Genomic DNA, 13,274 nt, shown 5'->3' with positions numbered 1-13,274 from the left:
AAGTGGGAAACGATGTGGGAAGGCTCAGACAGCTAGGATGTTGGCTTAGAAGCAGCCATCATTTAAAGAAAGCGTAATAGCTCACTAGTCGAGTCGGCCTGCGCGGAAGATGTAACGGGGCTCAAACCAGGCACCGAAGCCGCGGATTCACGCTAAGCGTGAGTGGTAGGGGAGCGTTCTGTAAGTCTGCGAAGGTGTATCGAGAGGTATGCTGGAGATATCAGAAGTGCGAATGCTGACGTAAGTAACGATAAAGGGGGTGAAAAGCCTCCTCGCCGGAAGACCAAGGGTTCCTGTCCAACGTTAATCGGGGCAGGGTGAGTCGACCCCTAAGGTGAGGCCGAAAGGCGTAATCGATGGGAAGCAGGTTAATATTCCTGCACGACTTGTAATTGCGATGGGGGGACGGAGAAGGCTAGGTGGGCCAGGCGACGGTTGTCCTGGTGAAAGTGCGTAGGTGGTGTTTCTAGGCAAATCCGGAGACACAACACTGAGACACGAGACGAACGCACTACGGTGCGGAAGCCATTGATGCCCTGCTTCCAGGAAAAGCCTCTAAGCTTCAGATTACAAGTCATCGTACCCCAAACCGACACAGGTGGTCGGGTAGAGAATACCAAGGCGCTTGAGAGAACTCGGGTGAAGGAACTAGGCAAAATAGTACCGTAACTTCGGGAGAAGGTACGCTCTTGTTGGTGAAGTCCCTTGCGGATGGAGCTGACGGGAGTCGCAGTGACCAGATGGCTGGGACTGTTTATCAAAAACACAGCACTCTGCAAACACGAAAGTGGACGTATAGGGTGTGACACCTGCCCGGTGCCGGAAGGTTAATTGATGGGGTTAGCGCAAGCGAAGCTCTTGATCGAAGCCCCGGTAAACGGCGGCCGTAACTATAACGGTCCTAAGGTAGCGAAATTCCTTGTCGGGTAAGTTCCGACCTGCACGAATGGTGTAACCATGGCCATGCTGTCTCCACCCGAGACTCAGTGAAATCGAATTCGCCGTGAAGATGCGGTGTACCCGCGGCTAGACGGAAAGACCCCGTGAACCTTTACTACAGCTTGGCACTGAACATTGAACCTACATGTGTAGGATAGGTGGGAGGCTTTGAAGGCGTGACGCCAGTTGCGCTGGAGCCGTCCTTGAAATACCACCCTTGTATGTTTGATGTTCTAACGCAGGGCCCTGAATCGGGCTCGCGGACAGTGCCTGGTGGGTAGTTTGACTGGGGCGGTCTCCTCCCAAAGAGTAACGGAGGAGCACGAAGGTTGGCTAATCCTGGTCGGACATCAGGAGGTTAGTGCAATGGCATAAGCCAGCTTAACTGCGAGACGGACAGGTCGAGCAGGTACGAAAGTAGGTCATAGTGATCCGGTGGTTCTGAATGGAAGGGCCATCGCTCAACGGATAAAAGGTACTCCGGGGATAACAGGCTGATACCGCCCAAGAGTTCATATCGACGGCGGTGTTTGGCACCTCGATGTCGGCTCATCACATCCTGGGGCTGAAGTCGGTCCCAAGGGTATGGCTGTTCGCCATTTAAAGTGGTACGCGAGCTGGGTTCAGAACGTCGTGAGACAGTTCGGTCCCTATCTGCCGTGGGCGTTGGATGATTGAAGGGAGTTGCTCCTAGTACGAGAGGACCGGAGTGAACGAACCTCTGGTGTTCGGGTTGTCACGCCAGTGGCACTGCCCGGTAGCTAAGTTCGGAATCGATAACCGCTGAAAGCATCTAAGCGGGAAGCGAGCCCTGAGATGAGTCATCCCTGACCCCTTGAGGGTCCTAAAGGGCCGTTGGAGACCACAACGTTGATAGGTGGGGTGTGTAAGCGCGGCGACGTGTTGAGCTAACCCATACTAATTACCCGTGAGGCTTAACCATACAACACCCAAGAAGTGTTCGAAGGCTTGTAGCAGATACCGAGAACGAAGAATTAAATCAGCTTTTTCAGATTGAAGATTTTGCCTGGCGGCAATAGCGCAGTGGAACCACCTGACCCCATGCCGAACTCAGAAGTGAAACGCTGTAGCGCCGATGGTAGTGTGGCATTCGCCATGCGAGAGTAGGACACTGCCAGGCACCCAATTAAACGGTGATGTGAAAGACATGACCGGCTGCGAGGATGACACCTCATAAAAAAGCGGCAAAAGATTTAGCGAAAGCTAACCGAATGCGGAGCGGTAGTTCAGTCGGTTAGAATACCGGCCTGTCACGCCGGGGGTCGCGGGTTCGAGTCCCGTCCGCTCCGCCACTATTTAAGAAGCCCAGTCGACAGACTGGGCTTTTTTTCGTCTCACTTTCCCCGGATCCCCTCTTTTCTCCTTACTCACTTCAGTAAAACACGCAGAGCCAAACGGTGGTCATGTCGGGATGGGTCCACTCGACCCTGTGCTTCTGGCGGGCAGGGATATTGATGTGATCTCCCGGCCCCAGCTGGACCAGCTGCTGTTGCTGAGTTTGCGGATCGATGAACAGCAGGCTGGCTTCGCCCTGCACCACCAGGATCCACTCATGTTCGTCCTGATCGTACCATTCGCCGGGGGCCGTCTGATGGCCGTGGGAGAGAATGCGCTCGATCCTCAGGTGATTGGTACTGACCAGATCCTGAAAGAGTTCGGTAGGGAGTGGCGAGGGGATATCGTTCAGCAAATTGCGGGTGTGCATGGGTATCTCCCGTCTGGCGGCGTGAATGGTTACCTGCAGTATAGGTGGGTCGTTCACTCTCGCAGGGGAAGAGGGGCAGCCTGAACCCGTCATATCTGTGCCCGAACGAGAACGTTCCCTGTCATTTTGATGAAAAAATCAGGGAAATCGCTGCAATCCGGATAAATTCTTGCTATTTTGCGCGCCATTCACGCAAACGATTTCCTTCACACTTTCAGGATTAGTTATGGCAAAGCAAGATATGGCCGCCCAATCAGGGAATGGCGGCTTTCTGGACTCTTATTTTTCCATTTCTGCGCGCGGCAGCAGCGTGCGTCAGGAGCTGGTCGCAGGGCTGACCACCTTCCTGGCTATGGTCTACAGCATCATAGTGGTGCCGAACATGTTGGGTGCTGCTGGCTTTGAGCAGGGGCCGGTGTTTGTGGCGACCTGTTTGATCGCCGCTTTCGGCTCCCTGCTGATGGGGCTGTGGGCCAAGCTGCCGATGGCCATCGGTTGCGCCATCTCCCTCACCGCCTTTACCGCCTTCAGCCTGGTGCTGGGGCAGGGGCTGAGCATTCCGGTGGCGCTGGGCGCCATCTTCCTGATGGGGGGGCTGTTCACCCTGATCAGTGTCACCGGTGTGCGCCAGTGGATCCTGGACAACCTCCCCTCCGGCATCGCCCACGGCACCGGCATCGGTATCGGCCTGTTCCTGCTGCTGATCGCCACCAACGGCGTCGGCATGGTGATCAAGAACGAAGGTGCCGGTCTGCCGGTACAACTGGGTGAAGTGACCGCCTTCCCGGTCATCATGACGGTGCTGGGTCTGGCCGCCATCTTCGGGCTGGAGCGTCGCAAGGTGCCGGGCGGCATCCTGATGGTGATCATCGCCATCTCCATCCTCGGCCTCATCTTCGACCCGAAAGTGACCTGGCAGGGCTTCTTCGCCATGCCGAGCCTGACTGGCGAGAAGGGCTCTCTGGTTGGCAGCATGGATCTGTTGGGTGCCCTCAATCCGGTGGTGATCCCCACTGTGTTGGCGCTGGTGATGACCGCGGTGTTTGACGCCACCGGCACCATCCGTGCCGTGGCTGGTCAGGCGGGCCTCATCAACGAACGTGGCCATATCATCAGTGGCGGCAAGGCCCTGACCGCGGACTCCGTCAGCAGCATGGTGGCAGGCGCCGTCGGTGGTGCACCGGCTGCCGTCTACATCGAGTCTGCCGCAGGCACTGCCGCCGGTGGCAAGACGGGTCTGACCGCCACCCTGGTAGGCGTGCTGTTCCTGCTGATGATCTTCCTCTCGCCGCTGAGCTATCTGGTACCGGCCTATGCCACCGCACCGGCGCTGATGTACGTCGGTCTGCTGATGCTGGGCAATGTCACCAAGCTGGACTTCAACGACTCGGTCGATGCGCTCTCCGGCATGCTGTGCGCCGTCTTCATCGTGCTCACCTGCAACATAGTCACCGGCATCATGCTGGGCTTCGTGGCCCTGGTGATCGGTCGCCTGTTTGCGGCCGAGTGGAAGAAGCTCAACATCGGCACCGTCATCATCGCCGTGGCGCTGGTCGTTTTCTATGCCGGTGGTTGGGCCATCTAACCCGTCAGCTTATTGCTGTTGTAGCGAAGGGCCCCTGCGGGGCCCTTTTTGTTGGCTGTGAGACGGTTAACAGTTTTCCTCTTATTTGCTCTGCACTGTTTCAGATTGAAACGCCAACCTCTCTTCTGCTGTTTCAAATCCGAACCAAACAGCCCGTCATTTTTATCCTCTTTTCTGCCGTTAGACTGGTTCCATCAACCATTTGCCCACCCAAGCGGTGGCAAGCCAAGGAGTGAGCCATGAAGAAACTGATCAATGCCGTCGATGCCGTGGTCCGTGAACAGCTGATGGGGATGGCCGCCGCCCACCCCGAGCTCAAGGTGCGTATCGAGCCCCACTACATCACCCGCGCCGACTCCCCCGTGATGGGCAAGGTGGCGCTGGTCTCCGGCGGTGGCAGTGGCCACGAGCCGATGCACGGTGGCCTGGTGGGCAAGGGGATGCTGGATGGTGCCTGCCCCGGCGAGATCTTCACCTCGCCCACGCCGGATCAGATGTACGAGTGTGGTCAGGCGGTCGATGGCGGCGCCGGCGTGCTGTTTCTGGTGAAGAACTACACCGGTGACGTGCTCAACTTCGAGACCGCGGTCGAGCTGCTGCACGGTGACGGGGTCAAGGTGGGCTTCGCCCTCATTGATGACGATGTGGCTGTGAAGGACAGCCTTTATACCGCCGGTCGCCGTGGCGTTGCCACGACCGTGCTGTGCGAGAAGCTGGTTGGTGCCGCTGCCGAGGCGGGCTATGATCTGGCGCGCTGCGAAGCGCTGGCCCGCCGCGTCAACAACCAGAGCCGCACCATAGGGGTGGCCATGCATGCCTGCACCGTGCCAGCCGCCGGCAAGCCCTCCTTCACCCTGGCGGACAACGAGGTGGAGTTCGGCGTCGGCATCCACGGCGAGCCGGGCATCGAACGCCGCCCCTTCACCGACCTCAACGCCCTGGTGGACGACATGTTCAAGGAGCTGGTCGACAACACCCCCTATGGCCGCACCCTGCGTCACTGGGACAGAGCCTCCGGCAGCTGGCAGGAGGAGCACACCTTCATCGAGCCGTTCAACAAGGGCGACCGGGTCATCGCACTGGTCAACAGTCTGGGCGGCACCCCCATCTCCGAGCTCTACGGCGTCTATGGCCGCCTCGCTACCCTGTGCGAAGAGGCGGGCATCCATCTGGTGCGCAACCTGATCGGCCCCTACTGCACCTCCCTCGACATGACCGGCATCTCCATCACCTTGCTCAAGGTGGATGACGAACTGATGACCCTGTGGGATGCCCCCGTTCACACCCCCGCCCTGCGCCGCGGCTGCTGAGGAATATTCATGTTAAGCAAGCATCAAATCGTCAACTGGCTGCTCGACTGCGAGCACATCTTCACCGAGCAGCGTGACTACCTCACGGCGCTGGATACCGATATCGGCGACGGCGACCACGGCCTCAACATGCAACGCGGTTTCGCCAAGGTGGCCGAGAAGCTGCCGGCGGTGGCGGACAAAGACATCGGCCAGGTGCTGAAAACCACCGGCATGACCCTGCTCTCCTCGGTCGGCGGCGCCAGTGGCCCGCTCTATGGCACCTTCTTCATCCGGGCTGCGGCCAGCAGCGATGCCTGCCAGAGCCTGACCCTCGGCCAGCTCGGCAAGATGCTGAGCGACGGGGTGGAGGGGATCGTCTCCCGCGGCCGCGCCGAGCCGGGTGACAAGACCATGTGCGACGCCTGGTGGCCGGCTCTGGCGGCCCTGCAGCAGGCGGAGCAACAAGGCTTGCCGCTGCCCGAGGCGCTGGACAAGGCGGTCGCGGCCGCTGCCGCTGGCACCGAGGCCACCATCCAGATGCAGGCCCGCAAGGGGCGCGCCAGCTATCTTGGCGAGCGCAGCATCGGCCATCAGGATGCCGGGGCTACCTCGACCCTGCTGCTGCTGACCGCCCTGCGTGACAGAGCGAGGTTGTAAACATGATTGGAATCGTAGTTGTCTCTCACAGCGCCATGTTGGCGGCCGGCTTGAAAGCGCTGGCCGATCAGCTGGGCAGCCCGGCGAAACTGTTGCTGGCGGCCGGGGTCGATGACCCCGATCACCCCATCGGCACCGACGCCATCGCCGTGATGAGTGCGATTGAAGAAGCGGACGACGGCAGCGGCGTGCTGGTGCTGATGGATCTCGGCAGCGCCCTGCTGAGCGCCGAGACCGCCCTCGAGTTGCTGCCCCCCGAGCTGAGTGCCCGGGTGCGGCTCTGCCCGGCCCCGCTGGTCGAGGGCACCCTGGCCGCCGTGGTGGCGGCCGGTTCCGGCCTGACGCTGGATGAGGTAGCCGCTGAGGCGCTGGGGGCCCTTGGCCCGAAACAGGCGATGCTGCCGGGCAAGGCGGAGCCGCAGGCCGTTGAAGCCGCTCCTGCCCCTGACGACGGCTGGCTGCGCTGCGAGGTGGTGGTAGACAATGCCCACGGCCTGCATGTGCGCCCCGCCGCCCGCCTGGTGGCCGCTCTCAAGCCCTTTGCCGCCGAACTCAAGTTGCAGAAGGGGGAGAAAGAGGCCAACCCCCGCAGTCTGACCCGGCTCACCATGCTCGACGTGCGCCAGGGCGACACGCTCACCCTGTTGGCGCGTGGGGAGGATGCCGAGGCCGCCTTGGCCTGCTTCCAGCAACTGGCAGCGGAGCGCTTCGGCGACTGACCTGCCTGCTTCAAGGCGCTGTGCTCGCTCGCCGAGCCTGCGCAGCGCCATTGTCATGCAAGTAAAAGACGAAGGAGTCCCCGGCACTGCCGCCCCTTCGCCTCCTTTAGTTTCAAAAGAAGTCTTACGAAATAAAGAGAGAGGGAAAAAATATGGACCGCATCATCATCAGCCCCAGCAAATACGTGCAAGGCAACGGGGCCCTCGCCAACATCGGCAACTACGTCAAGGCGCTCGGCGCCAAGCCACTGATCCTGGCCGACGCCTTCGTCACCAAGCTGGTAGGCGATACCGTGGCCACCAGTTTCCACGGGGCAGGCATCCAGCCAGAGTTCGACTGCTTCAACGGCGAGTGTTCCCGTCCCGAGATCGACCGCCTGCTGGCCCGCTGCAAGCAAACGCCGTTTGACGTCATCATCGGCATCGGCGGCGGCAAGACGCTGGATACCGCCAAGTCGGTCGCCTTCTACCAGCAGGTGCCGGTGGTCATAGTGCCGACCATCGCCTCCACCGATGCCCCCACCAGCGCGCTGGCGGTCATCTACACCCCACAGGGGCAGTTCAGCGAATACCTGATGATCCCGACCAACCCCAACATGGTCATCATGGATACCGGCGTGGTGGCCCGCGCCCCGGTGCGGCTCTTGGTCTCCGGCATGGGGGATGCGCTCTCCACCTACTTCGAGGCGCGCGCCAACAAGGTGTCCGGTTGCCAGACCATGGCCGGTGGTGCCTCCACCCTGGCTGCGCAGGCCATCGCCGAGCTCTGCTACCAGACCCTGCTGGCCGATGGCTACAAGGCCAAGCTGGCGGTGGAGCAGGGGCTCTGCACCAAGGCGGTGGAGAACATCATCGAGGCCAACACCTATCTGAGCGGTATCGGCTTCGAGAGCAGCGGGCTGGCTGCCGCTCACGCCGTTCACAACGGCCTGACCCAGCTGGCCGAGTGTCACCACCTCTACCATGGTGAGAAGGTGGCGTTCGGTACCCTGGTGCAGCTGGTGCTGGAGAACGCCCCGATGGCGGAGATCGAGACGGTGCTGGGTTTCTGCCGCTCCATCGGCCTGCCGACCAACCTGCATATGATGGGGGTCAAGGAGCTGGACATGGCGCGCCTGATGGAGGTGGCCAAGGCCTCTACCGCGGAAGGGGAGACCATCCACAACATGCCGTTCAAGGTCACCGCCGAGGATGTGCTGGCGGCCATCGTCACCGCTCACCAGCTGGGACTGTAACGACCAGCCAGCTTGCCATAGAAAAGGCCCCGCCACTGCGGGGCCTTTTTCATGTTCTGCGAACCGGTATGTAGTGGCTCGGGCCGGCGTCAGCCGTGATAGTCGGCGGGATCGATCTCGAGCAGTTTGAGCCGCCGCCAGAGGGTGGTGCGGCTGATGCCAAGATGCTGGGCCATCTGGCTCACCTGCCCCTTGCAGGCGTGGGCGCAGCGCAAAATGGCCTGGCGCTCCAGCTCGGCCAGGGTGAGCAGCGGCTGCCCCACCACCTCGTCCGCCACCCGCTGATAACCGTGGCGAATGGCGGCCGGCAGCGCCTCCGGCGGGATCAGCCCCTGACCGGTGTGAAGCAGGGCATGCTCGATGGCGCTGCGCAGCTCCCCCAGATTGCCGGGCCAGGGGTAGGCGAGCAGGCAATCGAGGGCCGCCGGGCTGAACTGGCGCACCGGCTCGCGCCCCTGCGCAGCCAGCTGCTGGCTGATGAGGCCGGGCAGATCGGCGCTGCGCTCGCGCAGGCCTGGCAGCCACAGCTCGCACGCCTGCAACGCATAGAGCAGCTGGCGGCCGAAGTGCCCCTCCTGCACCTTCTGCTCCAGCGGGGCGCTGCTGGTAGCGATGATCCGCACCTTGAGCGGCAGGATGCGGGCCGAGTCGAAGCGCTGAAGGCGACCGGTCTTGAGCAGTTGCAGCAGCGCCGCCTGCATGGGGGCAGAGAGACACTCCACCTGCTCCAGCACTAGCGTACCGCCGTGGGCCAGCTCGAACTTGCCGGCCCGCTCCTGTCCGGCCTCATCGGAGCCCATCAGCTCCAGCGCCATCCGCTCGCTCGGTAGGGCCTGACAGTTGAGGGTGATGAGCGGCCCGGCGGCCCGTTCGCTGCCGAAGTGGATCGCCTCCGCCAGCTGGGCCTTGCCCACTTCCTCCTCGCCGCGCAGCAGGATCGGGCCCTGGCTTTGGGCAGCCTGCCGGGCGTAACGCAGCAGCTTGCGCATGGCGCTCGACTCCCCCACCAGCGCCGACAGCTCGGGTACTGTCTGGCGCAGCTGACTGATGGCCCGCAGCCGATCGACCGGGTGCAGCAGGGCGATAAAACTGACCCCGTCCGGCCCGGGTAGCGGCTTGAGGCTCACCAGCGCATTGATGAACTCCCCCTCCTGCGCGCCGAGCCGCTCCAGCGTCACCTCCACATGGCTGAGCGGGGTCTGCCCCTTGATGGCGAGCTGCAGCCGCTGGGGCAGCAGCAGGTGCTGCTCCAGCGGCTGGCCGAGGCAGAGCGCCGGATCGAGCCGCAGCCGATTGGCCGCCAGCGCGTTGAGGTAGCGCAGCCGGCCCTGCGGATCCCAGGCCAGTACGCCGTCATCCATGCCATCCAGCAGGGCGTAGAGCTCGCTCAGGTGGTGCTGGGACTCCTGCATCAGGGTCTCCATCTGCAGCAGGTGGGCCAGCTCGCGTCCCGCGCTGACGGTGAGCGCAAGATCGCCGGCGCTCGCCTCCTCCACCTTGCAGGTCAGCGCCATGATGGCGACCTGACGGCCATTGCTGTTGTAGACCGGGCTGGCGCAGCAGTGCCAGGGGTGGAGGGTCTGGTTGAAGTGCTGGGGGCCGCTGACGCAGAGCGGCACTCCCTCCAGCGCCGCCAGGTTGATGGCATTGGTGCCGATGCGCCCCTCGCTGAAGAAGGCACCGGGGCCAAACCCCAGCGCCGCCAGCTCGCGCAGGGTGTCGGGGTGACCGGTCTGGGCCAGCAGGCAGCCGCTCTCGTCGGTGAGCAGCAGGGCGCAGGGGCGCCCCTCCATGAATTCGTAGAGATCTTCGAGCGCCATCTCGCCGGTGGTGAGCAGGTCGCGCTTGCGCTGGCGCAGGCTCTGCAAGGTCTGCCCCTTGGCGCTGTGGGGCGGATGCCAGAGGGTGGCGCTGGTCTGGTGGGCGCAGCGCAGCCAGGAGGCTTGCAGATAGTCAGGCCAGGCCCGGGCTGGCGGCATGGAGGCGGACAGGATGGTCACGACAAGATCCGGCAAAGAGACGAGCGCCCATTTAACCACCCTTGCCGGCCCGATTCAGTGACCTGCCTCAGAGGGATGGCAAACCATCCGCGGCGGGAGCAGGGTCGGCAAACTGCAACGCAAGCCAGCGACAGAAGGCGCGGCACTCCGGTATGGTCTCGCTCTCCTGATGCACCAGCAGATGCCACTGCGGCCCCTTGACCCTGTGGGTGGAGAGCGGCAACAGCTGCCCCTGCTGACGGGCGGGACGGGAGAGCCGCTCGCTCACCAGGGCGATGCCGAGCCCCTGGCAGGCGGCGTCCAGCAAGAGGCCGGGATCGGAGAAGTTGAGCCCCCGGGTCTGCAGCTGCAGATCCTCTCCACCCTTGAGGGTCCAGTGGTGCCAGTCCAGCTCCCGCTCCCCGTGCAATGTGGTGCGCTCTGCCGCAGGCAACGCCAGCACGGAAGGGGCGGCCACCGGCAACAGGCGGTCTGCCAGCAGCAGCTGGTGGCGACACTCGGCCTGGGGAGCCAGACCCCAGCGCAGGGCAAGATCGATGGTCTGCTCGGCCATGTCGGGCTCTTCGTCGCTGGTGAACAGCCAGAGATCGACCTCGGGATGGGCGCGATGAAAGGCCCCCAGCCGCGGCAGCAACCAGTGGCGGGCGAGGGTTGTGCTGGTGTTGAGCACCAGCTGGTTCGGCTTGCGGTACTGCTCCAGCCGCTGGATCCCCATCGCCAGCTGCAACAGCACGCTCTGGGTGGTCTCCAGCAGATCCTGCCCCGCATCGGTGAGGGTGACCGAGCGCCCCTGCCGGTGAAACAGCGGCTGGCCCAGCAGCTCCTCCAGCGAGCGGATCTGCTGGCTGATGGCGGACTGGGTCAGGTGCAGCTCCTGCGCCGCCTGATGAAAACTGCCGAGTCTGGCCGCCGCCTCAAAGCCCCGCAGCACGTTGAGCGGGGGCCACTGTTTGAACACCATTGATTAGCTCCACTTATCACTTTTACCGAAAATCGATCGTTTGTTCGCCATCCATGCGACAGATAGTCTATTACTCAACGCAATTCGATTAATAGCGCTTGTCATTTTCGGCCACTCATCGACGGTCAAGAGCGCAATCATCCAAGGAGTTTTTCATGTCATCCCGACGCAACGTCTTGAAACAGCTGGCCGCCATTGGCGCGCTGGCCGGGCTCGGCAACCTGCCGGGCAAGGTCAGTGTAGCCAGCAACAACGCAGGTGAAGATACCGCCACCAGCGGCGAGCCGTTCCATATGCCCGATGAGGCCGCCTCTCAGACCCGGGTCTGGGTCGCCTTTGCCGCCAGCGCGGATATCTGGGGCCGCGATTACCAAGAGGTGCAGGCCACCATAGGCCGGCTGGTGCAGGCCATGGTGCCCTATACCCAGGTGAACGTGCTCTGCCGCGCAGCCGAACAGGCGCTGGCCCGCCAGCTCTGCGGCGAGCAGAACACCCGCTTTGTCATCGCCGAGCTGGACGACATCTGGCTGCGGGATACCGGCGGCGTCTTCGTCCAGAACGGCGAAGGGGCGCTGGGGCTGGTGGATTTCAACTTCAACGGCTGGGGTGACAAGCAGGAGCACGAGCAGGATGCGGGGGCAGCCGAGCTGGTCAGCCAGCAGGCGGATGCCCGATATCTGCAAAGCAAGCTGATTGGCGAGGGGGGCGGCATCGAGGTGGATGGCAACGGCACCGCCATCCTGACCGAGAGCTGCTGGCTCAACAGCAACCGCAACCCGGGGGTGAGCAAGGCGCAACTGGAGGCGGAGCTGAAAGTCAATCTGGGGCTGCGCAAAATCATCTGGCTACCGGGCATCAAGGGCCGTGACATCACAGATGCCCACGTCGATTTCTATGCCCGCTTCGTGCGCCCCGGGGTGGTGGTGGTCAATCTGGACAACGACCCGCAGTCCCACGACTACGAGGTGACCCGCCGGCATCTGGCCATCCTCAAGCAGGCCACCGATGCGGACGGCAACAAGCTGGAGCTGCATGTGCTGCCGCCACCGCTGGACGGGCGGGACAACCGCTTCAGCCGCAGCCGTGACTTTGCCGCCGGCTACATCAACTATCTGCCGATCAATGGCGCCGTCATCGCCCCCGAGTTTGGCGACAAGGCCGCCGATAGCTACTGCCACGAGCTGTTGGCCCGTCTTTACCCCGGCCGCGACATCGTGCAGATCAATATTGACTCGGTCGCCGCCGGTGGCGGTGGCATTCACTGCATCACCCTGCACCAGCCAGCCTGATACTCTCTTGCCATGAGCTGACGGGGCGCTTCGGCGCCCCTATTTTCCTCTCAGCAGTCCTCAGATCCCTGTCATGCCGATCTCGTCCAACTGCACATGGGCGGGTTGACGCAGGGTGTAGAGCACGGCCTCGGCCAGATCCCCGACCTGCAACCAACCGGGTTTGCGCTCCTCAGCACAGGCCGGTGGTGGCACTTGGACCAGGCCGGGACAGAGGGTGTGAACCCGAATGCCCTGATGCTGAACTTCTTCCCGCAGCGCCTTGGCAAACCCCAAGACGGCAAATTTGGCAGCGCAGTAGACGCTGGCCCTTGCATAGCCGTGCTTGGCGGCCTGGGAGGCGATGTTGATGATGGTGCCGTGGCGCCGAGACAGCATGTCCGGCAGGCAAGCCTGGGTCAGCAGGAAGCTGCCCTTGGCGCAGGTGTCCATCACTCTGTCCCACTCCGATTCCGGCAGATCCTGCACCAGATAATCGCTGCCGACCCCGCTGTTGTTGACCAGCAGATCGATGGGGCCGAGCAGTGCGCTGGCCCGGGCATGCTGGGCTCTAACCTGAGGAGCATCGCAGACATCCAGCACCAGAGGCAGGACTCTTACCCCGTATTGCGTCGAGAGGCGGGCAGCCTCTTGCTCCAGCAGGGCGTGGCGACGGGAGGCCAGCACCAGCTCCACCCCTTCCCGAGCCAGCGCCTCGGCGATGGCCAGCCCAATTCCGCTTGCGCCGCCGCTGATCAGGGCGCGGGTTGCTCTCAGTTTGTTCATCTGTTGTTCCTCCTGAATGGTGGCGCCATTGTGGTGGGCGGCAGCGAGAGGGAACAGGGGGAGCAAGGGGTTGGCTCGAACCTTGGTTCGGATTTGGTGGAAAGCG

10 protein-coding genes, 1 tRNA gene and 2 rRNA genes (1 of these 13 running past the window's edge) are annotated in these 13,274 nt (G+C 62.7%); 9 read left to right on the top strand and 4 right to left on the bottom strand.

Translation table 11 applies throughout. From position 1 onward, the window contains the following. The 3 genes from I6L33_RS02655 to I6L33_RS02645 form a co-directional block, all read left to right on the top strand. A 23S ribosomal RNA gene (locus tag I6L33_RS02655) occupies positions 1-1,882 on the top strand; it begins 1,007 nt to the left of the window's first position. An 83-nt stretch (positions 1,883-1,965) separates the two neighbouring features. Next, a 5S ribosomal RNA gene (rrf, locus tag I6L33_RS02650) occupies positions 1,966-2,080 on the top strand. Positions 2,081-2,175: 95 nt separating this feature from the next. Next, a tRNA-Asp gene (locus I6L33_RS02645) sits at positions 2,176-2,252 on the top strand. An 80-nt stretch (positions 2,253-2,332) separates the two neighbouring features. Here the strand turns inward: I6L33_RS02645 and I6L33_RS02640 are convergent. After that, on the bottom strand, positions 2,333-2,665 hold the full coding sequence (locus I6L33_RS02640; RefSeq protein ID WP_005306245.1) for a cupin domain-containing protein: 333 nt from the start codon (positions 2,663-2,665) through the stop codon (positions 2,333-2,335). 226 nt (positions 2,666-2,891) lie between these two features. Here I6L33_RS02640 and I6L33_RS02635 point away from each other — a divergent pair, with 226 nt between their 5' ends. From I6L33_RS02635 to I6L33_RS02615, 5 genes are all read left to right on the top strand, one after another. Further along, the gene (locus I6L33_RS02635) at positions 2,892-4,250 is read left to right on the top strand and encodes an NCS2 family permease (protein ID WP_185450850.1); all 1,359 of its coding nucleotides are present in this window, start codon (positions 2,892-2,894) and stop codon (positions 4,248-4,250) included. Positions 4,251-4,489: 239 nt separating this feature from the next. Further along, the gene (gene dhaK, locus I6L33_RS02630) at positions 4,490-5,560 is read left to right on the top strand and encodes a dihydroxyacetone kinase subunit DhaK (RefSeq protein ID WP_216973503.1); all 1,071 of its coding nucleotides are present in this window, start codon (positions 4,490-4,492) and stop codon (positions 5,558-5,560) included. A 9-nt stretch (positions 5,561-5,569) separates the two neighbouring features. Beyond that, positions 5,570-6,199 carry a dihydroxyacetone kinase subunit DhaL gene (dhaL, locus tag I6L33_RS02625; protein WP_005306235.1) on the top strand — a complete coding sequence of 210 codons (630 nt, stop codon included), beginning with the start codon at positions 5,570-5,572 and terminating at the stop codon, positions 6,197-6,199. Positions 6,200-6,201: 2 nt separating this feature from the next. Beyond that, the gene (gene dhaM / locus I6L33_RS02620) at positions 6,202-6,918 is read left to right on the top strand and encodes a dihydroxyacetone kinase phosphoryl donor subunit DhaM (RefSeq protein ID WP_216973502.1); all 717 of its coding nucleotides are present in this window, start codon (positions 6,202-6,204) and stop codon (positions 6,916-6,918) included. A gap of 152 nt (positions 6,919-7,070) precedes the next feature. Next, positions 7,071-8,153 (top strand): glycerol dehydrogenase, encoded by a 1,083-nt coding sequence (locus I6L33_RS02615; protein ID WP_202042020.1) that lies wholly within the window; start codon positions 7,071-7,073, stop codon positions 8,151-8,153. Positions 8,154-8,242: 89 nt separating this feature from the next. On the opposite strand, the gene dhaR is transcribed toward I6L33_RS02615, so the two are convergent. Then, positions 8,243-10,153: a dihydroxyacetone kinase operon transcriptional regulator DhaR gene (gene dhaR / locus I6L33_RS02610; protein WP_216973501.1), complete on the bottom strand. Its 1,911-nt coding sequence runs from the start codon at positions 10,151-10,153 to the stop codon at positions 8,243-8,245. A gap of 67 nt (positions 10,154-10,220) precedes the next feature. Beyond that, positions 10,221-11,114 (bottom strand): LysR family transcriptional regulator, encoded by an 894-nt coding sequence (locus I6L33_RS02605; protein WP_216973500.1) that lies wholly within the window; start codon positions 11,112-11,114, stop codon positions 10,221-10,223. A 155-nt stretch (positions 11,115-11,269) separates the two neighbouring features. Here I6L33_RS02605 and I6L33_RS02600 point away from each other — a divergent pair, with 155 nt between their 5' ends. Further along, positions 11,270-12,403 carry an agmatine/peptidylarginine deiminase gene (locus tag I6L33_RS02600; protein WP_216973499.1) on the top strand — a complete coding sequence of 378 codons (1,134 nt, stop codon included), beginning with the start codon at positions 11,270-11,272 and terminating at the stop codon, positions 12,401-12,403. Between the two features lie 60 nt (positions 12,404-12,463). On the opposite strand, the gene I6L33_RS02595 is transcribed toward I6L33_RS02600, so the two are convergent. Then, a complete protein-coding gene (locus tag I6L33_RS02595) occupies positions 12,464-13,168 on the bottom strand; it encodes an SDR family oxidoreductase (RefSeq protein WP_216973498.1) in 705 nt (234 codons plus the stop codon). Between the last annotated feature and the right edge of the window lie 106 nt (positions 13,169-13,274).

This window comes from Aeromonas sp. FDAARGOS 1403 (assembly GCF_019047325.1).
Classification (GTDB): domain Bacteria; phylum Pseudomonadota; class Gammaproteobacteria; order Enterobacterales; family Aeromonadaceae; genus Aeromonas; species Aeromonas dhakensis.
The sequence above is the reverse complement of the archived record's forward strand: the minus strand, read 5'-3'. Positions and strand labels throughout refer to the sequence as shown.

What these genes read in the sequence shown, in the direction of transcription:
- dhaL (WP_005306235.1), top strand. Translation starts at nt 5,570, where the DNA reads ATGTTAAGCAAGCATCAAATCGTCAACTGGCTGCTCGACTGCGAGCAC.
- I6L33_RS02605 (WP_216973500.1), bottom strand. Translation starts at nt 11,114, where the DNA reads ATGGTGTTCAAACAGTGGCCCCCGCTCAACGTGCTGCGGGGCTTTGAG.
- I6L33_RS02615 (WP_202042020.1), top strand. Translation starts at nt 7,071, where the DNA reads ATGGACCGCATCATCATCAGCCCCAGCAAATACGTGCAAGGCAACGGG.
- dhaM (WP_216973502.1), top strand. Translation starts at nt 6,202, where the DNA reads ATGATTGGAATCGTAGTTGTCTCTCACAGCGCCATGTTGGCGGCCGGC.
- I6L33_RS02640 (WP_005306245.1), bottom strand. Translation starts at nt 2,665, where the DNA reads ATGCACACCCGCAATTTGCTGAACGATATCCCCTCGCCACTCCCTACC.
- dhaK (WP_216973503.1), top strand. Translation starts at nt 4,490, where the DNA reads ATGAAGAAACTGATCAATGCCGTCGATGCCGTGGTCCGTGAACAGCTG.
- I6L33_RS02595 (WP_216973498.1), bottom strand. Translation starts at nt 13,168, where the DNA reads ATGAACAAACTGAGAGCAACCCGCGCCCTGATCAGCGGCGGCGCAAGC.
- I6L33_RS02600 (WP_216973499.1), top strand. Translation starts at nt 11,270, where the DNA reads ATGTCATCCCGACGCAACGTCTTGAAACAGCTGGCCGCCATTGGCGCG.
- I6L33_RS02635 (WP_185450850.1), top strand. Translation starts at nt 2,892, where the DNA reads ATGGCAAAGCAAGATATGGCCGCCCAATCAGGGAATGGCGGCTTTCTG.